The sequence below is a fragment of the Haloplanus sp. CK5-1 genome (assembly GCF_037201915.1).
Classification (GTDB): domain Archaea; phylum Halobacteriota; class Halobacteria; order Halobacteriales; family Haloferacaceae; genus Haloplanus; species Haloplanus salilacus.
The window spans coordinates 2740340-2765350 of record NZ_CP147505.1 but is presented as its reverse complement, the minus strand read 5'-3'; the positions used below and the strand labels follow the sequence as shown (position 1 = coordinate 2765350).

Sequence of the window (25011 nt, the reverse complement as noted above, 5' to 3'; positions counted from 1 at the left end):
GCAAACGGGAGTACGGCCACGACGGAATCATCGGCGATGATTGACCCGCAGGCGGTTCCGCGATTTGCCGGCGTGGCGACGTTTATGCGGCGGCCACACGTCTACGACCTCGGGGAGACGGACGCCGACGCGGCGTTTCTCGGCATCCCGTTCGACGACGCGACGTCGTATCGGCCGGGCGCGCGATTCGGCCCCCGATCCATCCGGGAGGCTTCGACGCTGCTCAAACCATACAATCCCGAAACGGACACCGATCTGAACGAGTTCACGATCGTCGACCACGACGACGTGCCGGTCGTGCCGGGGTATATCGAGGATACGTTCGAGGCGATCGAGGAACGCATCGGGACCGTTCTCGATCACGGGGTCGTCCCCGTGCTCGCCGGTGGCGACCACTCGACGACGCTACCAGTGCTCAGAGCGATCGCGGAGGAGTACGGCCCCGTCTCGCTCGTGCAGTTCGATGCGCACTCCGACCTGTGGACGGAGTATTTCGGACGCGACCACAATCACGGGACGACCTTTCACTACGCGATCGAGGAGGGGCTGATCGACCCCGAGACGTCGATACGGATCGGCGAGCGAGGGGGACTCTACGGTCCCGACGACGTCGAACGGTTCGAGGCTGCCGGAATCGAATCGTACACGACTACCGAGGCGACGACCCTCGGATTGGACGCCGTGGGTGATCGGATCGAGGAGGTCGTCGATGGGCCCGTGTTCGCTACCATCGATATCGATTCGGTCGATCCGGCGTACGCGCCCGGTACCGGAACGCCGATGCCGGGGGGATTCACCTCGCGTGAAATCCTCACGCTCACCCGCCAACTCCACGGAGTGGACCTGATCGGGTTCGATCTGGTCGAAGTGGCACCCCCGTACGACGACCAGTCGGGATCGACCGCGATTCTCGCCGCGAACGTGATGTTCGAGGCACTGTGTGCAGCCCTCGAGTCGTCGACGCCGAACACGAGTCACGACGTATGAAATCAGTACATATCGAAGCCAAGTCCGGTGCGGCGTTCGAACTAGCGGCCGGCGAATCGTTCGAAGTCGTCGATACCCACGGCGGACAGGCGGTTGACGTGACCGTCTTCCCGAAGGCAGACGACGATACGGCGGCGTTCTCCTCGAAGTACACCTACCGACGAACGGGGAAGATCCGTTTCGAGGAGGGGGACAGCCTCTACACGACCGACGGGGAACCGATCGCGACACTCGTCCACGACGACTGTGGGATAAACGACCTCCTGCTCGCTCCATGCAACGAGTGGATCGTCGACGAGTACTACGGGCAGGACGACGAGATCGGCTGTCGCGGCAATCTTCAGGAGGTCTTGGAACCGTACGGGATCGATCCCGCTCGCGTCCAGGACGTGATGAACCTCTTCACCGCGGTGACGATCACGGACCACCGCTACCTGGATTTCCGCGAACCCCCATCGGAGCCTGGTGACACTGCAGAGCTTCGTGCGGAGCGCGACGCGATAGTCGGTGTCGCACCGTGTACCGGTGATTCGATACTCAACGAGGGCGGACCGACGGGAATCGAGATCCGTGTCCCGGACGGCGTGTCGGTCCGGACCAACTTCTGATCGATCGCTACGTAATCGACGCTAGCTCCTGGTCGGCTCTGGAAACGATTTCGCTCCCGTCGTCGGTGACGACGACGATCTGCTCGGACATGAAAAACGCCTCGTCCGTCAGCACGGCCGGCTCGATACAGAGCACCATCCCGGGTTCGAGCGCCGTTTCGTCGTACCCCGTCAACTGTGGTGCCTCCGAGAGCGTGAGACCGATGCTGTGTCCGATCTTCGTCTCGGAGGTCAGCCCGAGCGTGGGACCGAGGCCGCGAGAGCGGTACTCCGCCCGACAGCGCTCTACGATGTCGGCCGGTGTCGCTCCTGGCTCGACGGCGTCGGCGAGTTCGTTCGTCACAGCGGCGGCGATCCGGTTGTGCTCCATCTGTTCGGCCGAGGGGTCGCCGACGACTGCCATTCGGTTGTAATCCGAGTGGTACCCACCGACGGTCGCCCCGATGTCCAGAAAGAGCGTGTCACCCGCATCGAGCGTCACGTCCGGGCGGGGGAGGATCTCGAACGGGTTCGTACACGCGAGCGTCCAGACCGGGCGCGCGCCGTGTTCACTGACGAGTCGATTACAGATAGCGACGACGTCGGTCTCGCTCATCCCCGGTTCGATCTCCGCGAACACGCGCTCGAAGGCGGCGTCGATCGCGGCGGTGGCACGACGGATACAGCCGAGTTCGGCGTCGGTCTTTGCCATTCGGATCGATCGCAGGAGGTCGCCTGCGTCGAGAAACTCGGCGTGTGGGAGTCGCTCTCGGATCGCCTGCAACGCCCCCAGCGGAACACCGAGTTTCAGGTCCGTGGTGGTACCCGACCCGATCTCGATGCCGACGTTCGGCTCTGCCGGGCAGACCTCGGTCAGTGTGTCGACTGTCGGCGGGACGTACGACCGGACCCCCGGCCCTCCCTCGTAGTACGTTCGAAGCTCACACGCACCATCGGTCGCCTGTCGGACGACGTCCTCGAAGACGTTGTGTACGATCAGCGTCGGAACGCCAGCCTCCGGAACGACGGCGATCGTCGGGAAGTCGATCGACCGGGAGAACTGACGGTACCACGCGAGATCCAAGCCCGCGCCGGCACCCAGATATTCGACGGTCTCCGGATTCGTGACCAGCACCGCGTCCATCTCGGTTTCCCGAAGCGCCGTCCGAACGCGCTCGTATCGAGCCTCGAACTCCGACCTGCCGAATGTCATAATTCGGATGTGTGCTGAGAGGCTAAAAAGGTTCCACCGGGACGGGCCACTCGGAGGGATGCGACACCACGCTCCCCCGCCTTCGAACGCGGGCATCGATAGTCACGCGAGGAGGCCCGCGTATCGGTCCCCGAACCGGGGTTAACTATAACATGGTAGAACGTAGCATGTGTACTGAAGTTATGAAGCAATCACAGATCCGGCGCTGGTGGCTCGTGTTCATACTGATAAGCAATGCGTCGTTCCTGGGGTACCTGTACTACTACCAATCCCCGGGCGGCCTGGTTATGGGTCTCCCGGTGACTTGGGTCGTACTGCTCGGGATCATGGTCGTCGTGTTCGCTATCAACAGTACCTTCGCGTGGTACTACCTGGAGAAGCCGAACCTCCGGGAAGTGTTCGGCGGCGCCCCTGAGCAGGGGGGTGACCGGTAGATGGTAACGACCACGTGGATGTACGCCGGCCTCGCGGTGACAGCCATCTACCTCATCGTTCTCTTGATGCTGGCCGAATACGGCAGCAGACTGACGGAACTGTCCGTCAGCGACTACTTCGTCGCGAGTGGTTCGCTGAGCAGTTTCGTCGTCTTTTTGACGATGATCGCGTCGGCGTTCTCGGCGTTCACGTTCCTCGGTGGTGGTGGTATCGCGTACAGTTCCGGTATTTCCGGAATCGTACTCGTCGGCAGCGTCGCGTTCATCGACCTCCCGGCCCTCGTTATCATCGGCGAACGCGTCTGGCGGATGAGTAAACGCGGGAACGACTACGTGACGCCCGCGGACCTGCTTTGTGAGCGATTCGCCGACAGTTCGTCGCTGCGCGTCCTGATCGCACTCATCTCGATCGGATTCACGGTGTTCTACGTGACGATTCAGTTCACCGGCATGGGGCTGGTGTTGAACGTCCTCACCGAGGGACTGATCTCCCGTGAACTCGCGGCTGTGATCATCGGTGTCGTGATGGCCGTCTACATCGCCATCGGCGGGATGCGCGGTGTCGCCTACAGCGACGCACTGCAGGCGATCCTCATTTGGGTCGGCCTCATCGTCGTCTCGGCGTACGTTCTGTGGACGACACCGACGAGCGTGTACGGGCGGGTGTCCCAGACCGTCGACTACGCGAACCAGTTGACGATGGACCCCCTGTACCTCTATACGGCCGCCGTCGGGTTTGGCCTCTCACAGTCAGTCTGGCCGTTCATTTGGCAGCGGTACTATTCGGCGAAACGCGTCTCCGGGCTCTGGGGGATGGGATTCGGTTCCTCACTCGCGGCCATCGGACTGCTCACCTTCTTCCCGATGATCATCGCGTACGCGGGACTGATCGCGTTCCCGGACCTCTCGAACCCCGACACCGTCATTCTCCAGTACATCCTGGAGATGCCGGGCCCCCTCTTCGGGCTTCTGATGGCCGCTGCGGTTGCAGCCGCGATGTCGACCGCCGACTCGATGATCCTCATGATGGGGTCGATCGGTGCTCGGGACGTCTACTCGGAACTCGTCGGCACGAACTACTCCGAGAAGACGCTCTCGCAGTACTCCAAGGTGCTCTCGGGGATCTTCGGCGTCGTCGCCCTCGGGATCTCGCTCATCGATCTGGGGCTACTCGTCGAGATCGCGGTCTCGCTCGCGGTTCCGGGGTACGCACTGCTCGTCCCCCCGGCCTTGGCCGCGTTCTTCTGGGCTCGTGCCAACTGGCAGGGCGCCGTCGGTGGCCTCGCAGCCGGTCTGGTCGTACTCATCTACTACAACGTCGCCGATGCGGCCGTCCCGTTCGGCCTGTGGGTCGGCGTTCCGGGACTCTTCGTCTGCACCGTCGTTATGATCGGCGTCTCGCTCGTGACGGAGAAACCCGACCAGGATCGTGTGCAGGAGTTCGTGTACGATCTGCAGGATCGGGAACTCGCCGATCTCGAAGGAACCTATCAAGAACGGAGTGAAGCGCCGGCCGACGACTGAGTCCAGTCGGGTCCCCGTATCATACGCGTTTGCGTCGCTGGCGGTCCCTCCGTCCGTTTCGAACGATTCGCCGGACCTCCGAACACGCTCCAGACGTTCACGATAGCGTCGAACGCGTCGCGACCACCGGGTCCGGGCGCGAATCCTCCACGCGGGAACGATCATGCAGAATATTTATGTCACGCGCTCACGGCATGTCGGCATGGGCAATCGACAGTCAGGACGAAACGAGATAGAGCGACTCGACCGGGAGTACACGCTCGGCACGTGGACGCGGCAGCGCGACTTCGATCCCACACAGATCGTCGACACCGACGGCCCGCGGATCGTGACCGCCGATGGTGACTCGATTCTGGATTTCAGCAGCCAGTACGTCTGCACGAGCCTCGGGTACGACGCCGAACGCGTCTCCGACGCCGTCGCCGAGCAGATCCGGACGGTCCCGTACGTGAATCCTGGCTGGGCGACCGAACCGCGGGCCCGCCTCTCGGAGAAACTGGCGGAGATCACGCCCGGATCGCTCAAGAAGACCTTCTACTCGACCAGCGGCACCGAGGCCAACGAGGCCGCGTTCAAGATTGCCCGGGCGTACACGGGCAAGCACAAGATCCTCTCGCGGTACCGGTCGTACCACGGCGCGACGGCCGCCTCCCTGTCGGCGTCGGGGGATCCCCGACGCGTCGCACAGGGCCCCGAGATCCAACCGGAGGTCCCCGGCATGGTCAAGGGCCCCGATCCGTACGCGTACGGCTCGAGCCTCGATCCGGACGAGAGTCTGGAGTACATCGACGAGATGCTGAAACTGGAGGGCGATACGGTCGCGGCCGTACTCGTCGAACCGCTCGTCGGTTCGAACGGCGTGTTGACACCCCCTGACGACTACCTTCCCCGACTTCAAGAGATCGCACACGACCACGGCGCGTTGCTTATCTGTGACGAGGTGATGACCGGGTTCGGCCGGACCGGCGAGTGGTTCGCGTCGGGTCTGTACGACGCCGAACCGGACATCATCACGATGGCGAAGGGTCTGACGGGATCGTACCAACCGCTGGCCGCGACGACGGTCACCGAGGAGATCGCCGAGTTCTTCGAGGACAACCTCCTCAATCAGGGCCACACGTTCGCCGGCCATCCGACCGCGTGTGCGGCCGGCGTCGCGGCCATCGAAACCTACGAGCAGGAGGGACTCGTCGAGAACGCGCGAGAGATGGGCCAGTACCTGAAATCCGAACTCGAATCGCTGGCCGAACGACACCCGAGCGTCGGGGAACGACGGGGCGTCGGACTGCACCAGGGTCTCGAACTCACCAAGAGCACGGACGAGCGCGTACCCTTCGAGCAACGCGAGGATAAGGTATCGAGCACGACGACCGTCCTCGACGAGGTCGGAGCACGCGCGCTGGACAACGGTGTGTACTTCTACACGTCGGTCAACACGATCGTGGTCACGCCGCCGCTGACGATCACCAGAGACGAGGTCGACGAGGCCGTCGATGCACTGGACGACGCGCTCGAAATCTCCGACGCGGCGATGGACGACTAGACCACGCGCCCCGTCGTGTGGGCCGCCGTCGTCGCGGGAGTGCCCATCGAACGGCTTCCTCGACGAACCGTCCGTAAGCGTCGGTTCCGTGGCGACGGTCGGGTTCAGCGACGTGGTGGACGACTATCGAGCGAGGTCCGAATCCGATCGTTCCGGTGAACCGCCCGGACGTATCGCGGTAGAGTGTGGAGGCGAGAGCAGACAGCCGGGTGTGCGATTCGAGCGGATACTCAGTAGTATAATTTCACACACCACCTAAATTCTTATATTTCGTGTGGCGCGTAGAGTCATCTGACGAGCCACGGTCGAGCACAGAACGTGGGGGACGACGATCCGATTTCGCTCGACGAAACGAAAAGTCCGAGTTGGCTGACGTCGCCGTTGACCACACGCCGTGATTCCGAATCGAACCAAGTCGGTAGTGTCCGGATACGCTCCGTCCACGCGACGGCGAATGCTTGGACCCAATTTTCAGCGGTACTCGGTTCGACGTGACCGAATATGTTTGAGAATTAGATAGTTTGTCGTCGTCCTCCTCGAAAGATACGTTCGACGGCACGCCGGTTCCCGTGTGTGAGATGCTGGAATCGGAGCCCGTGCCAGTGGAAGCCGCCTGCAACCACGGAATTGCGCCGACGAGAACGACTGCGTCGTCGACTTCGACGTGTCTCACGTACTTCCGAGAGAAACAGCGAGGTGGTTGCGGTGTTTCTCGTCGGACCGAGGCGATGTGGGCGGGCGGTCGGTAGAGGAACCGACAGCGGCGTACAACCAACTCCACTCGCCGTCGAGTCGAATCACGGTTTCGTCGATCGCCCGTGATTCGAATCGGCCGTCCGTACCCCAATGTACGGTGATTCGATGGCGACTGGCGCCCAATATATAGATACTCTTAACAATATCTAAAAGTGATAATTTTCCAAACGGAGTCGGATTCCGAGCTTCATCGCCGGTTCGGGTGTCCTCGCTCCGGACACTTTACCTCGATACAACCGCTATCGTCGCCGGACGGTCGAAACTGAGCGTGGACCACTCGATCGTTCGACCGCCTCGTTCCGTATCACAACGCTCTCGGAGAGCGGAATCGATACGTCTTCAGACTACCGGCAGTTTCGGGCATGGCCGACAGCGAGGGGTATGCTTCGAGTCCCCAATCGTAGGTATCGACGGGTTTCCGCCCGATCATCCCTTCAGTTCTACACCGACGGCGTTCGGCCGAGGATGAGTCGGCCGACGAAAGAACCGCAGAATAGTGAACCACTTGCTGTGATATGGGTGCTGAAGAATCGGCGAGGAGTTCTCGTCCCGTAGTCACGGTACTTTGTCGATCGTTTTCTCGTTCGCACCCACCGTGTTGCAGGCTGGTCGATTCCTCCGACAGTCGTCCTGTTCTTCGGTGCAGTGCCTGTTCTAAGCCGTCTTCTACCGCGGAACAGACCGGGTGAGTCGTGGCTCGACCCCGTGGCGGTTCACGATAGAGTGTAGATTCGGATCTCTTCCGAGGTGATAACCACTCGATGGCCCCAGATTCGAGCGCCGAGACGGAGCGGCCGATTTGCGGACCACTGGAGGTCATCGAAGACGTCGGCGTTGATCCAATCGACGAGCTGTGTTGGTTTCTCGGACACGTCGATACCGGCGGCGAGGAAAGAGTTGACAACTGCTTCACACATCTCCTCATCACTACTGGGCGAGTAAGCGACCAGGAGGCGCAGATCGTCCTCGTTCAGCGGGGAGACGGAGCCCATACTGGCTGTTGGGGGACGAATAATCATAGGTATCTTGATTTTCATGTTTGCTGTTGTTTCGACAACACGAGTGAATCGGGGTGCGATTGGTATGGTAACCGTTCCGTAACTGACGCCCCAACGAAAATCGGGCAGCGGACCGTCGTGCTGGAGAACCTCTCTTCACGTCGAACGGACGCGGTCGCTGGACACCAAGCGGTTTCGTGTCGGCGGCGTCCGCGATGAGGACGCCGACGACTACCATCTCTACATCACGAATCTCCCGCGTGAGGGGTTTCTCCCGGAAGATTTAGCGACGATCTATCGGTGTCGATGGGCTGTCGAGCGGTTGTTTCGGGAGCTCAAGACGCAGTACGGATTGGATGAGTTCGACACAACGAAAGAGCACGTTGTGAAGATCCTGGTGTATGCAGCGCTGTTGTCGCTGTTAGTGAGCCGTTTGTTGCTGTCGCTGGTGACAGAGTGCGCCGATGATGACGCTGTCTTCCCTCCAGGGCGTTGGGCGGCGACCTTCCGGTCGCACGCCCAACTCATTCTCAACGATCTTGGTGAATTCCTCGGCTATTCGCCACCTCCGCTGTTGGAATGGCTGATCGAAGATGCACAGAAAATCCACAGCCACCGACCGATACTACAGGAAACGCTCGCTAACGCTACACAACCGAGGGGTGAGGCTTAGCTAAAGACGCATGCCCCTACGAGTTCCAGTGGGCGTTACTCGACACCGAGTCGGTCACACCCAAGTTCGAGTAGTCGGTCGATCTTTTCCTCGGTGGTCGCGACCGTATCGGACGTCACTTGGTAGAGTTTCCGACGGTAGCGGTCCGCCTTTCTTCGTTCCTGCCGCGTGTGGTACTGTTCGACGGCGTTTCGGATCCGATTCGCGAGCAGTCCCTACTGTTCGGTGCCGCTCTGTTTTTGCACCGTGGTTCGCCCCCATCCTCCCCTCTATCGCCGGGATTCGTGTCCGCTTCGTCCCGCAGCGAATTCGGCGACATGGACCGGTAGGATCTACCGCGCATACCCAGTTAAAAGATGGCCATCACAGGGGCTTCCTCGACGTAGAGAGCCTCGCGCTCCTACAGGTGTGCCGTCCCCCGTTACGAGTTCGAAGAGGCTCTCGTTGCAGCCGTACTCAGCCGGCGGATTCGGCCCGCTCCCGAGCGAACTGGTCGAATACGACCTTCGTGCCACCGAGGACGACGGGGCCGATGAACAGACCCACGACCCCGAACACGACGATGCCGCCGAAGATTCCGACCGTGATGACTGCGACGTTGAGTGCCCCACTTCGGTTGATGATAGCCGGTCTAAGGTAGGTGTCCGACACACTGACCACGGAACCGACGATGAAGATGAGCAGGGCCGGTATGGAGCGACCTAGTCCGAACAGGTAGAGCGAAACGGGCACCCACACTCCAAACGCCCCCACCAGAGGAAGCAAGCAGAGGACGAACGTCGCGGCCGTCAAGAAGACGGGGCCGGGCATACCAACGAGCACCAATCCGGCTCCAAGCAACACGGCCTGAATCCCCGCGACTGCGACGTTACCGACGACGGACGCCCACATGAGGTCGTCGAGTTCCGCCAGCAATTCCTGCCCGACACTTTCCGATACGGGGATGACCGTTCGGAGCCACGTGATGAACTGTTCGCCATCCCGCAGGAGGGTAAACAGCACGAAGGTCGTCACGGTTAGACCGAGGAACACACCGGGAAGGCCGCTGAGAGCGGTCATCGCACCGGTGGCCAACCCCTCCAAGCCAGTGGTGATCTGCTTCTGATACGTCGCGTACAACAGATCGATATCGACCACGTACCCGATGGCGGCGACGCGGTTCTGGATGACGCTGGGACTGAACTCTCCGGCTTGTACGGCCCTGAATAGCGCCAGTCCCTGCTGGAGGGCAATCGCGGTGACGTAGGCGACGAGAACGAACAGGAGCAGTACCGAGAGCGCGGTTAGGGAGAGGGCAGCGGTCCCCGCACTCGTGTAGCGTTCGAGTCGCCGCTGGGCAGGTGTGAGTACGTAGGCGAGGATGATTGCGAGGACGATGTACGGCAGTTGCGTGAGGACGATGAGGGCGGCACAAACGCCGCTCACTACCGCTAGGATCGATAACCCAACACGGTCCGAGGGCCAGCGTGGCGTATCATCTCGTGTCGTCATCGGAATTATACTTCTTCGCCCGCCGTGGGGTCGTCGTCGGTTACTGTCGGTTCGAAGGCGTAGATGGAAACCGGTCGGTACCGACCCACGCACCGGGTGTACATAGGTCACGTGCATTTTGACGACTCGGGTGTTTTTGATGAAGCGGACAACGAGTCCCCCAAAGCGGCAAGTGTCGGACGAGCGGGTGCATCTCCACGTGTCCGCGACAGCACCGGGTCCCGAAGTTAGTGCCCCGGACCGAAATGCCCCGGTCAACGCATGATCGGACTTCCGGGTATTGCTTGAGCGAAGTACCTCATCGCTACGTATGGTGGCACGTTCCTCATCGTCCTGCTTGTCGTGGGAGTGCTCTTGTTGGGGAGTGCGGGATGGTCTACACTCATCCCCCGACGACCACGGTTACCGATAACACGAATCGACAAACGATCGAATCGACGCTCCAGACCAGTGCTGTCGTAACGGGTGGGAGTTCCCTGTACCAGCGGGGCACCCGGTTGCGAGACAAGCCCGTGTACCTGTTGCCTGCGACACCGAATCTGACGCTCACCGTCCACACGACGGTCCCGCCGGACGAGGAGGTCCACCTGACTCAACGGGCCGAACTCGTCATGCAGGCCACGAGCGGTGGCACCGTGTTCTGGCAACGCTCCAACCCTCGAAGAGCAACGGGTGACGACTGCAGATGGTTCGCTGGACACGTCGACGACGGTTGACGTGCCCGAATTGACGGATCGGACCGAACGGATTCGGAGTAAAATCGGGAGGGAGAGTTCGCTCCACGTGTTCGTTCGGGTGACGACGTCGTACGAGACGAGTCTCTATTCGGGCACCGTGGAAGGAACGTCGTCCCTCCGGCACTCGGGGCAGACGTACTCGGTGGAGCCACTCGCAGTCGGGAAGACGGAGAGTACACCGGTGACCCGAGAGGTCGTCCTCCCCACGCGAACCGCGTTCTCGTACCTAGTGCCGGGTGGGCTTGGTGTTGGCGTGTTACTCCTGGCGGTGGCTATCGGAGTCATTTCGCGTCGCGTGAGAGGACAGGAGACACTCGCGAATCAGGTCCATCGCACGCGATACTCGGAGGGGATTTCGGCTGGAACCGTCCCACCCTCCATGGGCCGTGATCACGTTTCGGAGGACTCGCTCGAGGACCTCGTCGGGATTGCAATCGATTCCAGAAAGCGGGTGTTGTTCGACGAGAGTGAGGCGGTGTACGTCGTCGACGGGTCGACGGTGTACTACTACGGCGACTGGCAGTCACACGGCGACTGAAACCGATCCTCGTCTCGATGCCACGAACCCGATCGGCGGCGTTTCACCACATTCGTCCTCCACGGGGTCCGACCGGCATCGAGAGGGGCTGACCCCGGCCCCGTATCTGGATTGCGCGGTGTCCATCTATCCAGCGGCAGTCCAACTCCCGTTTCGAGCAGCCTGTCGGGAGCCCACGGCCCCACTACGGAGCACCGACCCCGGTGATTTCGAAGCGGCACCGCCGGACGTCTCCTCCACGAGTTCGATGACTCGTTCGCAAGATACACGTCCCACGTTCAGCCCGGCTCGAGCGAACTACTCGATAACTGTCGAGATGTGCTGAATACAGCGGATCTATTCGGCAGCGAACTCGACGCCGGTGATCTCGAACCGCGTACCACCCCCGGAGGCTTCAGTCAGATGGATCCTCCAGCCGTGGGCATCGACGACCTGCTTGACGATGCTCAGCCCAAATCCGGTTCCCTTGTCGCTTGTCGAGTAGCCTGTGTCGAACACGTCGTCACGTTCGTCTTCGGGAATACCTACTCCGTCGTCCTCGATGTAAAAACCGTCGTCCAGTTCGCCGACTCGGACCGTCACATCGCCACCGCCGTGTTCGACAGCGTTGCGAATGAGATTCTCGAATATCTGGCTCAGTCGGCCTTCATCGGCTCGAACCGTCCGATCGATATCGGTGGCGATGTTCGTATTTCCAGTATCGACGTTGTTCCAACAGTTCTCCGCAAGCATCGCGAGGTCGACCGAGGTTATCTCAGTCTTACTGTCGCCCTCCCGCGCGAGCGCTAGCAAATCGGTGATCAGCGCATCCATTCGATCAAGCGCTCGTCGGATGGCATCGAGGTGGGCACTGTCGCACTCTTCGTCCACCAGCTCCAAGCGACCATCGGCGACATTGAGGGGATTCCGCAGGTCGTGCGACACGACCGACGCAAATTGCTCCAACCGTTCGTTCGTCCGTTGGAGTTGTTTGTTCGCTTCTCGGTGCTGAAGTTCGTAGCTCACCCAGCGACTCATGAGATCAACCAGCGTGACTTCCCACTCGGAGAACTGACCGGACCGGGCCTCCGTGCCGTAGAAACAGAACGTTCCGTAGACTTCGTCACTGATAAACACGGGAGCTCCGAGATAACATACGATCCCCCACTCGGTGAAGCCAGCCCGGTCGGTCTGTCCTGGGGCATCGCGTTCGATATCACCGGCCACGATGGTTTCCTCGGAACTGGCGACGAGTTCGCAGTTCGTGGCTGAGACCGGCACTACGTCCCCCGACTGATAGTGTTTAGTTCGAATCTTTACCGGTGAGATACGGCCAGATGTTCGGTTCGGTGATCGCGCTCAATCCTCGTGGAATGCATTCTTTCAGCGTCGAGAGATCTGGCATAAGGCGATACTTGAACCACTCTTGCAATTGGTCCCAGCACCCTTCGACAGCGTTCAATTCGGGAAGTTTCGACGGGAAGTACCACACTTCGAGATCATCCCCTCGCACGCACGAGACCGAACTGTCTCCGACAGTTTCGGTCTCGCGCTCACCACTCACGTGCTCCCACAGATCCCTCGCGTAGAAGTAACCCGCTCGATCCAGAAACACCACTAACTCCTCACCGAACTTGTCTTTCAGCGCTTCTAACAGCCGAATCCCGTGGTTCCGTGTGAGATTCTCTTCTGTCCAGCAGAAGAAGCTGTCACCGTCGTCGGTGACAGCGCCCAGCACCGTCACTGAATCCCACGCTGTTGCAACCTCTATTGTCGGGTTTGAGCCAATTGGGTAGAAGCCACGTCGCTGAACAGTTCCGACGTGCTTGGTGAACTGATCGACAACAACGACAGTTTTCTCGGTTAGTTCGGGCCGTTTTTTTCGACTGTCTCCTGAAACTCAGTTTTCTCTTCAGGGTCGGCTTCATGATGTTGAGGCCGTGCTGTCCGCAAGGACAGCCCGGCCTCTTTCAACAAGTCATACGCGTAGGTTTCGTGGTATTCGACGCCGTATTCCTCTTTGGCGTGATGAAGCAAGAGTTTCGCTGACCACGCTTGCTGGTCGTATCCGAGTTCGGTCGGCGGCTGTTGCAACTGCTCGAACAGTCGCTCACGATCTTTGCCCTCGATTTTTGCTGGACCTCCTGGTCGAGGAGCGTCGTAAGGTGCCTGCTCGATCGGTTCTTCCTTGAACCGATCGAGCCAGTTGCGAATCGTTTTCTCGACAACACCGTGGCGGTCAGCCAGTGTATCCAGTTGATCGCCCTTCTTGCGCCCGATCGCCGCGAGAACACGTTCTCGCGGCTTCCCTTCGTCGATCTGGTCCTTGAGATCGTAGAGTTCTTCGAGCGTGATATCGTCAAGCCGACCCATTACCAACGCCAGCGTCTCTATCGGTAAAACAGTTCCCTAGACACTATGAATGCTGTCGTCGTCCGTCGCGACGAACTCGAACACGTACTCCTCACCGCGGATCTCCGACAGCGTCCCGTACTCCGTGCCGAGTTCACTTCGACCGAGTTCCAGTAGTGACTGTACTTTGTCCTCGAACGACTGGTGTCGATCCGAAATAATGTCATACATATTCCGGAGAACCCGCTCGCGCCGTCGTTGGTCGGATATATCCTGCTGGAAGCCAACGTAATTGACGACCGACCCATCGTCGTCACGGACGGGGGCGATCGACACCCGGTTCCAGAACTCCGTGCCGTCGTTTCGGTAGTTCCGGAGTTCGACGGAGACGGGAGCTTCGTTGTCGACTGCCTCTCGCATCCTCGCAACCGGTTTGGGGTCGGTGGCCTCGCCTTGGAGGAACCGACAGTTCCGACCGAGACTCTCCGCGTCCGAGTAGCCAGTCAGCTCCCGGAACCGGTCGTTCACGTAGATGATGGGATTGTCCTCTTGGCTCGGATCGGTAATCGTGATGCCGATGGGTGCCTCATCCATCGAGCGGGTGTTGCGTGTGAGTACTTTCTCTTGTTCCTTGCGCTCCGTTATATCGCAGGTGTAAAACGTAAGTCCCCCGTCGAACTCGGGATATATGCTAACTTCCAGACCGACCTCTACTTCTTCCAAATACCCTTCGACACCGGTTGATAAGCGCGATTCCATCGCGTTCCGGATGACCGGTTCGAACTGCGTGTCTGTGAGAGTGGGAAACACGTCCCACAACTGTTGACCCAATACAGTCTCCGCCTCTTTGTCGAAAATGCGTTCGGCTCGTTCGTCGAGATGAGTGACGGTGAAATCGGCATCGACTTCGAGTATCGCATCGGTCATGCGGTCTTTGATCGTCTGCAGCCGCTGTTCGCGCTCTTTCAGCGTGGTTATTTCTCGCCTCGTCGAACCGATTTTGGTAAGCGAAGGAAATTCGACTGTAACACGTGTCCCTGTGTCGGTTGTTTCGATCGATAGCTGTCCCTCGACTCCCTCGATCAGCCACTTACTGAGCCATAAGCCGACACCCTGACTGTGCGTGAGCGGTGTTTCGGTCCTCTTTTCCAAAGACTCCATTTCCTGATTCGCGATGCCCGGCCCGTTATCCTCGATTACCACTCGTGCTCCGTCATGGTCTCGGACCCGAATACGCACCCACGGTTCCGTCGCATCATTATGCCGTGCAGCGTTGTCGATCAGTTCCTCGAACGCACGTTGAATCCCTTCTCGGGCACGAATTTCACACGTTTCGGGAACATCGAGTTCGAACGTCACGTCAGAGTGGGTCTGTCGGACTCGTCGAACCGCCTCAGTCGTGAGTTTCGAGAGATCAAACGTGGACAACTCGGTATCCCTTCCGAGTAGTGAACTGTAGGTCCGTGCCGTATCGCTCATCTCGGAGAGGGCTTCCGTTTTATCGATAATCGACTCGGTCAGTTCGATCTGCTCCGGTGACAGCGACCCGTCTATTTGCAGCAACTCTGCACTGCCTTGGATGACATTGAGATCGTTTCGCATGTTGTGGCGGAGATATCGCGTCAAAATTTTCCGGAGCAGATCGAGTTCCTCTTCTCTGTCCTCCAAGTCTTGTTCATGCTGGATCCGCTCGGTGATGTCACTGAGTACGATGACGAACCCCTCGGTTTGGTTGTTCACATCCTGAAGTGCGGTAGCCGTCGCATTGACCACTAGACGTTGAGAATCCTTGCCCTCGATGATGAAGTCACCCTCCCATCCCCCTTGGTCCGCTAACGTCTCCCAGAACTCCTCGTCGAAGACTCCTTCAGCTCCTTCGGGCAAGAGTCTCTGTGGGGACTCCCCGAGGACTTCGTCTTCAGTGTATCCGGCCATCGATTCGAGAGCCGGATTCACGTACTCGATCGTCCCGGCGGAATCGGTCATGACGATTCCATTCCCGGTCGATTCGACGGATTGCTCGAAACGGCGGAGGCGTTGCTCACGCTCCTCCAACGTCGAGACCTGCCGCATCAACTCCTGAGACTGCCGACGGCGGACGAGCAACGAGTTCAGTCGCCGGATCAATTGGGATGGGTCGATCGGTGCATCCACCACCTCGTCGTAGAGAGTGACCTCTTCGGGGGTAGACTGGTTCCCGTTTCCCTGCTTCAGATCCGTACTCTCACGTCGAATCAGAACCACCGGACAGAACGCCGGATGTTCTCGCTCGATCCGGTCGCGTAACGCAACTCTATACTCCGGAAACAGGTGATCCTCTACGAGGTACAGATCGGCGTCGGTTACGGTCTGACTCGTCTCCACTCCGAAGTGGTCGTCGAGCATTCTACTGATTGTCGACCGGTTTCCAGCATCGGCGACGAGTAATTGGACTGTCTCCGATGTTTCGCTGGGTCCGATGGGAAGTGTCCGTTTTTGCGTCATCACTCTGACTCGAGATTCCGTTGTGGTGGTCCGCCGGCCTGTGGTGCGCCGTGAAGGATCCCGCTGTATTCCGTTAGGGGTTCACCGATTTGGATACCGTCCGCGGTGATTTCGAACTCACGAAAACTGGATTCGAACTCACCAGTTCGTTTTTTGAGTACGCCGATAACTTTTCGAAGTGAACTCTGAATTTCCACGTAACTGATGAACGTGAGATTATCTGCGATTTGACTGATCTTGTGGCTCGTGGCGGATGACAGTCCCGTCACCTGGTGCGTTGCATCGGTGACGAAGACGGTCACTTCTCTGTTGATAAGGTAGCGAGTCAGGGACTGTAGGTCCCGATCAAGACCGTCTTCGTTGCCTTTGATCACCGAGGCGTAGCCGCTCACACCATCGATCATAACGGTCTCTACGTTTTCCTCTTCGACCTCTCGTCGCACCTTGTGGGAGAACTCTTCGGCGGAGAGTGTCCCCGGTTCGATTACGTTGATCAGAAGTAGTCCCTCCTCCCGCAATTCGTCGATCGGGATCCCGAGCGATCGGCATCGGTGTTCGAACGTTTCGATCCGTTCCTCGAAGAGGTAGATCACCGACTTGCCTAGCTGTCGTGCCGCTTGGACGAGATACACTGTCGCAAGCGTGGTCTTCCCGACCCCACTTGGACCGGTGATGAAGGTCACGGTTCCGCGTTCGAACCCCCCGCCAACCATCTCATCGAGTTCGGGGATACCGGATCCGACCGGGGTCGGATCGAACTCACGGTCGGACGGTTCCGGACGAATGTGAGGATACACTTCGAGTCCGCTGGAGCGGATTTCGGCTCCGTGATCGCCTTCGATCTGGCCTACACCCCGATTTTTCATTACTTCGATGCGCCGCCCATCGGCGACACGGGAGAGTGTGACGACACCATCACTCAGGGATCGGATATCTGCGGACGCGGTTTGATTCGTATCCAGTGTGGCCGTAGCGAGGATCGTGACGCCGCGCTTTTTGAGCAACCGTATGAACGAGAGGATCCGTTTGCGGTAGTGATAGTCGGACGTTTCGAGATAACGGAGTTGGGTGATCGGATCGACGACCACCCGTCCGGGGTCAATTTCTTCGATTGCCTCGTGAATCACCTCGGTGTAGCGTTCTTGGTCGATATCACTGGAATCGACGAGGTCGAAAGACGAATCTTCGGTGAAAAAGTCCGAATCGGGGCCGAGGTCGAGAAACTCCACAGCACTGATATCGATACCGAATTGGGCGGCATTGGTTTTGAGTTCCTCGGCGGATTCTTCCCCGTGAATATAGAGGACTGTTTCGTCGTTGGCAAGTCCTTCGTGGAGAAAGTGCATGGCGAGCGTCGTTTTTGCGGTCCCTGGCTCTCCGGTGACCAGATACATCCGATTCTGGATAAACCCCCCGCGTAATAATTCGTCGAGACCCTCGACTCCGGTACTTATCTGCGAAATTGGTGTGTGATTAATGGGCATAAATAGCTACCGGAGTAACGGTGCCAACACTGATATGCCTTCGCAAATTTCACTTTCATTCTATGTGAGTTCCCATCACTCACTGACTAATCTACCAACGACTCACTCGACGAATTAGGGCACCAATCGTTAGGAGCTGTCTAATTTACGGAATGATGCTCCAAAGTCGGAGACATCAAACTCTCCGATGGCTGTATCTACCTTGGCCCCAAGTTCGCCGATTCGCTGTTTGAGAGCAGTGAATTCGTCGTTTGCGTTGAGTTCGTTTTCGGATTTTTCAGCTGCAAGCACAGCGCGTTTGGCGATCAGTTGGTAATAGTTCTGGATCTGTTCGTCGTACCCACGCCGCGTGAGCAGTTGCTCGACAACGCTATGTAACTCGCCGCTATCAACGGGTTTGGTGAGACATCCGCCAAATCCCATATCCAACACGTCGAAGTCTGGATACACTGCCGTCACCATAACAACCTGACAGTCGCTCTCGCAATTTCGAATTGTTGAGAGGACTTCGTCTCCCGAAATGGTGGGCATCCGGCGATCCAAGAGCACGACATCGACGTCTTCATTAGACTGGTCGAGTGCCTCCTCCCCACCGTAGGCTGTCCGTACGGTATAGTCATCAGCTAGGAAGGCCGCATACACATCGACTAAGCCCTGTTCGTCGTCTACAATCAACACCGTCGGGCGTGAGTCGGTAGAATCGGTCATATAGAACAGCGGACAGTCATCGTGGTATCTTTTATAACTACCAAGCGTGAAATCTATCGTTGTCTCCCCGGCTTGGGGCTGAGCACTCCATGATTCAGTGTCAATACTGCGGCTATCAGCCGTGGCTACCCCTGATTTCCTCCGTCTACCCTGATTGTGGGCGATGGTTTACCGAGCGAGGTAACGGTAACAATGAACTCCTCACCACAGTTCGGGCACTGCTGTGTCAGATCGGCGGACTGCTCCGACTTCCACTCCCCGTCAGCTCTCACCTCCGAGCTGCACGGACACCTGAACGATATTTCCATGTATTCGGGTACGACCCATACGGTTATAGCCACCGAACATTTTGTCGGTGGTACTCTTTTTAATTAAAATGACAATCAGTTCGGCCGATTCGTACCTGACACCTGCAGTATCTGCGCTGAGCCCCAGGTATCTACGTGCACCATCCGTCCGTACCGATGGGTCCGGCTCGTTCTCTAGTGGTCGATTCGTGCTCTGTATTCAGCACTACTTCTGAAACCTATCACCGATCAACGATTTCAGCGTGGCTAATCAGCCCATTTTGTCCAGTGCGTCCTTTCGTTCCTCGGCTGAGGCTTTCATCGGGCTTCTACCTCTTTCACCGGTTTCGGAGAAAACAGGGAGTAGGAGGTATGCGCCGGCCGGGATTTGAACCCGGGCCATGAGCTTGGAAGGCTCAGGTCCTACCACTAGACCACCGGCGCGCACGACGTGCTTCAGGGTCGGTGGATAAGGCAGTTACGTTTAGTCGTCGGCCGCGGCGGTGGCCTCGCCCTCGCGGAACGCCCGTGCCTGCTCCCGGAGCGCCTCGGATATCGCCGGCACCTCGTCGGGGTCGACCGCACCCCGTTCCTCGATCTCGTCGAGGCTGCGCGGGAACGCCCGCAGGTCCATGTGGATGGCGATACCGGCCTTCGCACCCTGCCCCATCGCCACCGGGATCTGGTTGTGGCCCTGCACGAGGTCACCGACGGCGTAGACGCCGTCGACGCTCGTCCGGCCGTGGTCGTCCGCGACGACCGTGCCGTCGTCGTTGCGCTCGCAGCCGACGTCGTCGGCCAGGCCGGCGTTGTACTCCGATCCATACATCGGGAAGCCACCGCGGTACTCGCGGACGGTACCGTCGCCGGACTCCGTCCGGCTGTCGTCGGCCGGAGGCCGACTGCCCGAGTGACCGCGTCCCTCGCTGCCCGTGGGACGTGGCCCCACGCTGTCCTCGAACTCGAAACTCTCCAGCCACCCGTCCGAGCCGCGGTTCATGCCGCTGATCTCCTCGTGAATCACGTCGATCGGGTGGGCGTCGAGCATCTCGCCGGTCTCGTCGCTCCACGTCGGATCGTCGCCGCGGGTGAGCAGGTCGACCTCGTCGGTGAAGTTGAGCATGATCATCGCGACGTAGGCGGCGCTGTCACCGTGGCCCATCACGTACACCGGCTCGTCGACGAACATGTAGGCGTCGCAGTGGAGACAGTAGTGGAGCCCCCGGCCCGTCGGCGGGAGCGGCGGATCGGGACGCGAGTCGCTGAACCCCGTCGCGAGGACGACGCGGTCGGCGGCGAGCGTCGCGTCGTCGGTCTCCAGTCGGAACCGGCCGTCGTCGTCCCTGTCGAGGCCGGAGACGAACGCCCGGCGGTAGGTCGCGCCGTACGACTGGACCTGTTCGCGCGCCGTCGCGAGGAATTCGACGCCCGAGACGTCTTCGGTGACGCCGATGACGTTGTGGGTGTCCTGCATCATCGCCGCTCGCCCGCCACCGCGGTCCAACACGACGGTGTCGTGACCGAGTCGGGTGGCGTACAGCGCGGCGGTCAGACCGGCCGGCCCGCCGCCGACGACGGCGACGTCGTAGTCATAGTCGTAGTCGGTGTCGATATCGCTCATCGAGTGGACGTACTCCCGCCGGGGGGTTAAGTCCTCCACGTCTGTGCGGTCGCGTCCCCAGAGCGCCGGGGCGGATCGGCGGTTCGCGGCGCGTCAGTCGCCCGGCCCGACGACGGCGTAACAGTTGCCGCTCGCCCGGAAGGCATCGTGGACGACGAGCGAACTCGCGGACAGGTCGCGGTCGAACTCCTCGGGGTTGTAGATGTGGTAGTACCGCGGGACCGTCTCGCCGTCCGGGAGCGTCCAGTCGACGGTCGTGTCGAACCCTCGGTCGGCGTCGAACTGGTCGTGGGTAGTACTCCAGACGGAGACGAGCGCTCGTCCGCCCGGCGCGAGAACGCGCTCGAGTTCGTCGAGGCTGTCGATCCGGGTCGCCCGTGGTCGGAGGTGGTGGAGCGTCGCGACGTAGACGCCGAGGCCGAACCGGTCGGCCGAGAGGGGGAGCCGGGCGGCATCGCCCTGAACGAGCGGGAAGCCGAAGTCGTGTCCCCGGTCTACGTATCGTCGTCGCGCGGTCTCCAAGAGCCCTCTGCTGGCGTCGAGGCCGACGACGCGGTCGGCGCGGTCGGCGAGAGTCTCGGCGTGGCGACCGTTGCCACACCCCACATCGAGCGCCAGCGAAGTCGGCTCGGCGTCGGCGACGAACGACTCTATCTCCGGCCACGGATGTTCGCGCGTCGCGGCGAAGTGGTCCGCGATGCGGTCGTAGGTGGTCCGTGGATCCGGTCGGTCCATGTACCCTCGCGTGGCGCGGCGCACATATACGTGCCGCGACGGATCAGAGTGCGAGGACGAACACGACGTAGGCGAGTGTGAGCAGCCCGGCCGCGTGTTTGATCCCGTCCGACGTCCCACCCTCGGCGAGTTGGCCGGCGATGATGCCAGAACAGACCGCCTGGATCGCCGACAGGTGGAAAAAGAGGAGTTCGTACGCCCCGGTGTCGACGTCCGTCCCGGAGAACGCGCCGGCCAAGCCGCCGACGCCGGGAGCCGACGCCGACGTGCCGGTCCCTGCACCGGCCGCCTCTTGGACGGCGGGGATGAAGGCGACGGTCAGCGCCGCGATGATGCCGAGGAAGACGAGCACCGAGATGTAGATGACGAGGACGTAGGTGAGCATCTCCTGTCGCCGCTCGCGCCTGAGACGGCGTGTCTCTTGGGCCTCGTCGGCGGCGATCCGGAGGACAGGTGCGATGTCGCCGCTCGCGTCCATCGCGTTCGTGATCAGCGTCACCGCCTGTGACACCATCCGGACGCGGGTTCGGACCGCCAACCGTCTGAGGGCCGTCGACGCGTCGGTCCCCCACTGGATATCCCGCCAGGTCCGGTCCACTTCGGCTTCGAGGCCACCCAAGTCGGTGCCGGCGACCCGTTGGATGCTCTCGACGACGGTCATCCCCGCCTCGTTGACGCTCGCGAGGCGGTCGAGGAAGTCGGGGACGGCGCGTTCGAGCCGCCTGACTCGCCGCTTGTGCGTCTCGTGGAGGGCGGCGAACACGATCATCGCGAACAGCGACGCCTCGATGACCGGTTGGTCGAGTGTCTGGAGCGCGGACGGGCCGAGCGGGATGGGGACGGAGCGAGCCAAGATCCAGAGCACTCCCACGGGAACGGTGACGACGAGGCTGATCCACGGTCGTTCGAGGACGCTCCGGAGCGGGTGTTTCGTCCACGCCCGTAGCGTGCGCAGTCGGTCGTAGGCTGCGAGTCGAGCGGCGTTTCGCCGCCAGTGGTCGACCGTCTCGCCGCCGTCCGAGACGGGCGGTGTCGGCGGTCCGGTCGACGTGTCCCTCTCACCGCTTGCCGCGGCTGCGGTGGCCACGTCGGCGTCGCGGCTGACGTTCGTCATCGCCGTCTCGTGTTGAGTCAGGCTGTCGATGTAGACGACGAAAGCGGCGCTCGCCAGCGGGATGCCGACGTAGCCGATGATCCGGACGAGCGTGAGCGTGTCCTCGATGACCAGGCCGATGACGACGAGAATGGTGATCAGGAAGAGGGGACCGGCGACGAAGGCCGTCACGTACACCTCGGCGAAGGTCGCGACGAGTTCGAGATACTGCTGTTGTTGGGACTCGGCTTCCTCCTGGTAGCGCTCGTACTGCTCGCGAAGGAACGACGACAGGTTCCGCCCGCTCCCGAGGACGCTAGCGAGGTTGTCCGAGAACTCCTCTAGGCCCTCGCTCGGCGTTCGCTCGGCGGTGTGTCTGAGCGCAGTCAGGATATCCGTCGAGAAGGTATCCATCTCTCGGACTGCGACACCGATTTCGCGGGCGGCCTCGCCGTAGATGTCGTCGTTGTCGGCGAGCGTCGCGAGCACCGACGGGAACGGCATCCCGCTCCGGGAGAGCGCGTAGACGAACGCGATGGTCCGGGGCAGCGTCGCCTCGATTTCGCTCGCCCGTGCGGTCGCCAACTGGTCGAGGTACGCCCACCGCGCCCAGTAGGTCCCGACTGCCAGCACCGTACCGACGGTCGCCCCGAAGAAGAGAAACAGGACGAACAGGCCCAGGGGAGTCAGATCCTGCAAGCGAGTGAGTCCGGCGAGCACGGAGAGCGGCCCGGGGACGACGGCGAGGATCGCACCCCGGCTGATCGAGAAGAGGTCCACGAGCCACACCGCGACGTAGACACCGAGGATGCCCCCGACGACGCCGGCCAATCCGGCGAAAAACAGCGTTCGCGAGGCGAACACTCGGTGGGTCGTCCCGGCGTGTGTCGCCCGCATCCGCGAACGCTGCCGGGCCTTGCGTGAACTCCCGCCGACGTAGTCGCCGAATATCGGGACGGCCAGTCGCGAGACGAACAGGTCAGCCCGTCGACTGAACGGGGAGAGCACGACGGGGAGGAGGAGGACGACGACGAGTCCGAGTGGAAGCAGGTGCGCGATCACACGCGGTCACCGGAGTCGGTCCCGCCGTCCTCCGTCCCGTCGTCGGCGTCTATGTCGCCGATACGGTCGAGCACCCGTTCGGCGTCGGCGTAGTACTCGTTGATCAGCGCGGTGAACTGTCGGTAGTCGGTGATGCCGCGGTCCCGGAGCGCCGTGAGGAACCGCCGTCGGTCGCGGAGCTCCTCCAGCAAGCGGGTCCGGGTCCATCCCCGGTCGTCCTGAATCTCGTCGAGGAGGGAGCTGTCGTACCGCTCGAAGGTGTCGGTGTCGGCGTCCCAGGTGAAGGAGTTGGAGTAGTCGAGTTCGCCGGTCCGCTGGTCGACGCCACCGATCTCGCTGATAGCCGCCGACCGGCGGACCCGTTCGCCCTCGAGACGGGTGAGCCGCTGGACACAGAGCAGATCGAGCGACTGGATCATCGCTCGCGGGACGTTGATCGGTTCGTTCTCCAGGCGGTTGATCACCGTCTCGATACTGTCGGCGTGCATCGTCGAGAACGTCGTGTGGCCGGTGTTCATCGCCTGGAACAGCGTCACCGCCTCGTCGCCCCGCACCTCGCCGACGATGATGTACTCCGGGCGGTGGCGGAGCGCCGACCGCAACAGGTCGTACATGTCGATGTCGGCCCCCTCGTGGAGGCGTTCGCGCGTGACGCTGGAGAGCCAGTTGTCGTGGTACAGCGACAGTTCGCGGGTGTCCTCGATGGAGAGCACCTTCGACCGCGGCGGGACGAACATCGACACCGCGTTCATCGACGTGGTCTTCCCGGACGCGGTGCCGCCGGCGAAGATGAGTGACTTGTTGTTCTCGATGGCGAGCCAGAGGTACGCCATCTGCTCGATGCTGAAGGTGCCGTACTCGACGAGGTCGATGGGTGTGAACGGGTCGTCGGCGTACTGCCGGATGGTGAAGGCAGAGCCCCGAGGCGTCACTTCCTCGCCGAGGGCGAGTTCGACCCGCGAGCCGTCGGGCAGCGTCGTCCCGACTACGGGGTCGCCGACGCTGATGTGCCGGCCGGACTGCTGGGCCAGGCGGACGACGTAGTTGTCGAGTTCGTCGGGGTCTTCGAAGACGACGTTCGTCCCCACGTCGGTGTACTGGTCGTGGTAGACGAAGATGGGCAGGCCGTAGCCGTCACACGACACGTCCTCGATGTGTTGGTCGTGCATCAGCGGGTCGAGACGGCCGAAGCCACGGAAATCCCGGACGAGGTAGTAGTGGAGTTTGTGGAACGTCGCCATCCCCACGTCGACGCCGTACTCCTCCAAGAGCGACTCGAGTTCCGTCGTCAGCACCGTCCCCTCCGTCTCGGGGTCCACGTCCCGGTAGAGCAAGGGGTCGCGGATATCTTCCCGAACCCGGGCGAGCAGCGCGGATTCGAACTCGTCCAAGTCGGGTTCGACAACGTTGTACCGGTGCTCGCTCTCCTCCGTGTCGTACGTGATGACGACGAAGGCGAAGGGGGCGTTCACCCAGTAGCGGTCGCGCTCCTCGTGGGTGGATGGGAGGTCGAAACTGGCGAGTGGTCCGTCCTCACCCGGGCGAAACGGGCGGACGTCGATGGACGACCCGCGGAGCATCTCGTAGGTCCGGACGAGTCGTCGACGGAGTTCGCCCAGCGTCCCACCACCCCGCGACGCCGCGTCCCCAGACATCTGTACGTGGCGAACGGGTGCCCGCCAACTTAAACGTGCGCCCGCTAGATGAGGATGCCTACTCCACTCA

The 25011-nt window shown here is 61.0% G+C and carries 19 protein-coding genes, 1 tRNA gene and 3 pseudogenes; 8 read left to right on the top strand and 15 right to left on the bottom strand.

What is annotated here, in order from left to right; all coding sequences use genetic code 11:
* Positions 1–84: 84 nt before the first annotated feature.
* Both speB and NBT81_RS14600 read left to right on the top strand, forming a co-directional pair.
* Entirely contained in the window at positions 85–987 is a 903-nt protein-coding gene (speB, locus tag NBT81_RS14605) for an agmatinase (protein WP_338739572.1), read from the top strand.
* The gene (locus NBT81_RS14600) at positions 984–1595 is read left to right on the top strand and encodes an urea carboxylase-associated family protein (RefSeq protein ID WP_338739571.1); all 612 of its coding nucleotides are present in this window, start codon (positions 984–986) and stop codon (positions 1593–1595) included. The genes speB and NBT81_RS14600 overlap by 4 nt, the downstream gene beginning before the upstream one ends.
* Before the next feature lie 7 nt (positions 1596–1602).
* Here the strand turns inward: NBT81_RS14600 and NBT81_RS14595 are convergent, their stop codons facing one another.
* Positions 1603–2787, bottom strand: coding sequence for a Xaa-Pro peptidase family protein (locus NBT81_RS14595; protein WP_338739570.1), 1185 nt, complete (start codon positions 2785–2787; stop codon positions 1603–1605).
* 182 nt (positions 2788–2969) lie between these two features.
* Here NBT81_RS14595 and NBT81_RS14590 point away from each other — a divergent pair, with 182 nt between their 5' ends.
* From NBT81_RS14590 to NBT81_RS14580, 3 genes are all read left to right on the top strand, one after another.
* Positions 2970–3221 (top strand): hypothetical protein, encoded by a 252-nt coding sequence (locus NBT81_RS14590; RefSeq protein ID WP_338739569.1) that lies wholly within the window; start codon positions 2970–2972, stop codon positions 3219–3221.
* A complete protein-coding gene (locus tag NBT81_RS14585; RefSeq protein WP_338739568.1) occupies positions 3222–4745 on the top strand; it encodes a sodium:solute symporter family protein in 1524 nt (507 codons plus the stop codon). It abuts the gene before it with no gap.
* A 202-nt stretch (positions 4746–4947) separates the two neighbouring features.
* On the top strand, positions 4948–6288 hold the full coding sequence (locus NBT81_RS14580) for an aspartate aminotransferase family protein (RefSeq protein WP_338739567.1): 1341 nt from the start codon (positions 4948–4950) through the stop codon (positions 6286–6288).
* A gap of 428 nt (positions 6289–6716) precedes the next feature.
* Here NBT81_RS14580 and NBT81_RS14575 read toward each other — a convergent pair.
* Positions 6717–7326: pseudogene (locus NBT81_RS14575) on the bottom strand (IS6 family transposase); the annotation flags it as partial.
* 431 nt (positions 7327–7757) lie between these two features.
* A complete protein-coding gene (locus NBT81_RS14570; RefSeq protein ID WP_338739566.1) occupies positions 7758–8036 on the bottom strand; it encodes a hypothetical protein in 279 nt (92 codons plus the stop codon).
* A gap of 175 nt (positions 8037–8211) precedes the next feature.
* Here NBT81_RS14570 and NBT81_RS14565 point away from each other — a divergent pair.
* Positions 8212–8715: pseudogene (locus tag NBT81_RS14565) on the top strand (transposase); the annotation flags it as partial.
* Positions 8716–9171: 456 nt separating this feature from the next.
* Here the strand turns inward: NBT81_RS14565 and NBT81_RS14560 are convergent.
* Positions 9172–10140: an AI-2E family transporter gene (locus NBT81_RS14560; protein ID WP_338739565.1), complete on the bottom strand. Its 969-nt coding sequence runs from the start codon at positions 10138–10140 to the stop codon at positions 9172–9174.
* A gap of 578 nt (positions 10141–10718) precedes the next feature.
* Here NBT81_RS14560 and NBT81_RS14555 point away from each other — a divergent pair.
* Together NBT81_RS14555 and NBT81_RS14550 are read left to right on the top strand one after the other, a co-directional pair.
* The gene (locus NBT81_RS14555) at positions 10719–10922 is read left to right on the top strand and encodes a hypothetical protein (protein WP_338742601.1); all 204 of its coding nucleotides are present in this window, start codon (positions 10719–10721) and stop codon (positions 10920–10922) included.
* Positions 10834–11481 carry a DUF5305 family protein gene (locus NBT81_RS14550; protein WP_338739564.1) on the top strand — a complete coding sequence of 216 codons (648 nt, stop codon included), beginning with the start codon at positions 10834–10836 and terminating at the stop codon, positions 11479–11481. Before NBT81_RS14555 ends, NBT81_RS14550 begins: the two co-directional genes overlap by 89 nt.
* A gap of 336 nt (positions 11482–11817) precedes the next feature.
* Here NBT81_RS14550 and NBT81_RS14545 read toward each other — a convergent pair whose 3' ends face one another.
* From NBT81_RS14545 to NBT81_RS14495, 11 genes and pseudogenes are all read right to left on the bottom strand, one after another.
* The gene (locus NBT81_RS14545; protein ID WP_338739563.1) at positions 11818–12741 is read right to left on the bottom strand and encodes a GAF domain-containing sensor histidine kinase; all 924 of its coding nucleotides are present in this window, start codon (positions 12739–12741) and stop codon (positions 11818–11820) included.
* Positions 12742–12763: 22 nt separating this feature from the next.
* Positions 12764–13252, bottom strand: a pseudogene (locus tag NBT81_RS14540) (IS630 family transposase); the annotation flags it as partial.
* Between the two features lie 71 nt (positions 13253–13323).
* Positions 13324–13833: an IS630 family transposase gene (locus tag NBT81_RS14535; protein ID WP_338739297.1), complete on the bottom strand. Its 510-nt coding sequence runs from the start codon at positions 13831–13833 to the stop codon at positions 13324–13326.
* Positions 13834–13869: 36 nt separating this feature from the next.
* Complete coding sequence (locus tag NBT81_RS14530) at positions 13870–16197, bottom strand: PAS domain S-box protein (RefSeq protein WP_338739562.1); 2328 nt, start codon at positions 16195–16197, stop codon at positions 13870–13872.
* Between the two features lie 98 nt (positions 16198–16295).
* Positions 16296–17780, bottom strand: a complete 1485-nt coding sequence (locus tag NBT81_RS14525; RefSeq protein WP_338739561.1) for an ATPase domain-containing protein — start codon at positions 17778–17780, stop codon at positions 16296–16298.
* 129 nt (positions 17781–17909) lie between these two features.
* On the bottom strand, positions 17910–18488 hold the full coding sequence (locus NBT81_RS14520) for a HalX domain-containing protein (protein WP_338739560.1): 579 nt from the start codon (positions 18486–18488) through the stop codon (positions 17910–17912).
* A 660-nt stretch (positions 18489–19148) separates the two neighbouring features.
* A tRNA-Gly gene (locus NBT81_RS14515) sits at positions 19149–19219 on the bottom strand.
* 40 nt (positions 19220–19259) lie between these two features.
* On the bottom strand, positions 19260–20396 hold the full coding sequence (locus NBT81_RS14510; RefSeq protein ID WP_338739559.1) for an NAD(P)/FAD-dependent oxidoreductase: 1137 nt from the start codon (positions 20394–20396) through the stop codon (positions 19260–19262).
* A 93-nt stretch (positions 20397–20489) separates the two neighbouring features.
* On the bottom strand, positions 20490–21131 hold the full coding sequence (locus tag NBT81_RS14505) for a class I SAM-dependent methyltransferase (RefSeq protein ID WP_338739558.1): 642 nt from the start codon (positions 21129–21131) through the stop codon (positions 20490–20492).
* 43 nt (positions 21132–21174) lie between these two features.
* Positions 21175–23286 (bottom strand): type II secretion system F family protein, encoded by a 2112-nt coding sequence (locus tag NBT81_RS14500; RefSeq protein ID WP_338739557.1) that lies wholly within the window; start codon positions 23284–23286, stop codon positions 21175–21177.
* Complete coding sequence (locus NBT81_RS14495) at positions 23283–24941, bottom strand: type II/IV secretion system ATPase subunit (RefSeq protein WP_338739556.1); 1659 nt, start codon at positions 24939–24941, stop codon at positions 23283–23285. The genes NBT81_RS14500 and NBT81_RS14495 overlap by 4 nt, the downstream gene beginning before the upstream one ends.
* Between the last annotated feature and the right edge of the window lie 70 nt (positions 24942–25011).

Excerpts from the sequence above, each read along its gene's own strand:
- speB (WP_338739572.1), top strand. The coding sequence starts at position 85 with ATGCGGCGGCCACACGTCTACGACCTCGGGGAGACGGACGCCGACGCG.
- NBT81_RS14600 (WP_338739571.1), top strand. The coding sequence starts at position 984 with ATGAAATCAGTACATATCGAAGCCAAGTCCGGTGCGGCGTTCGAACTA.
- NBT81_RS14595 (WP_338739570.1), bottom strand. The coding sequence starts at position 2,787 with ATGACATTCGGCAGGTCGGAGTTCGAGGCTCGATACGAGCGCGTTCGG.
- NBT81_RS14590 (WP_338739569.1), top strand. The coding sequence starts at position 2,970 with ATGAAGCAATCACAGATCCGGCGCTGGTGGCTCGTGTTCATACTGATA.
- NBT81_RS14585 (WP_338739568.1), top strand. The coding sequence starts at position 3,222 with ATGGTAACGACCACGTGGATGTACGCCGGCCTCGCGGTGACAGCCATC.
- NBT81_RS14580 (WP_338739567.1), top strand. The coding sequence starts at position 4,948 with ATGGGCAATCGACAGTCAGGACGAAACGAGATAGAGCGACTCGACCGG.
- NBT81_RS14570 (WP_338739566.1), bottom strand. The coding sequence starts at position 8,036 with ATGGGCTCCGTCTCCCCGCTGAACGAGGACGATCTGCGCCTCCTGGTC.
- NBT81_RS14535 (WP_338739297.1), bottom strand. The coding sequence starts at position 13,833 with ATGGGTCGGCTTGACGATATCACGCTCGAAGAACTCTACGATCTCAAG.
- NBT81_RS14530 (WP_338739562.1), bottom strand. The coding sequence starts at position 16,197 with ATGCTCGACGACCACTTCGGAGTGGAGACGAGTCAGACCGTAACCGAC.
- NBT81_RS14525 (WP_338739561.1), bottom strand. The coding sequence starts at position 17,780 with ATGCCCATTAATCACACACCAATTTCGCAGATAAGTACCGGAGTCGAG.
- NBT81_RS14520 (WP_338739560.1), bottom strand. The coding sequence starts at position 18,488 with ATGACCGATTCTACCGACTCACGCCCGACGGTGTTGATTGTAGACGAC.
- NBT81_RS14510 (WP_338739559.1), bottom strand. The coding sequence starts at position 20,396 with ATGAGCGATATCGACACCGACTACGACTATGACTACGACGTCGCCGTC.
- NBT81_RS14505 (WP_338739558.1), bottom strand. The coding sequence starts at position 21,131 with ATGGACCGACCGGATCCACGGACCACCTACGACCGCATCGCGGACCAC.
- NBT81_RS14495 (WP_338739556.1), bottom strand. The coding sequence starts at position 24,941 with ATGTCTGGGGACGCGGCGTCGCGGGGTGGTGGGACGCTGGGCGAACTC.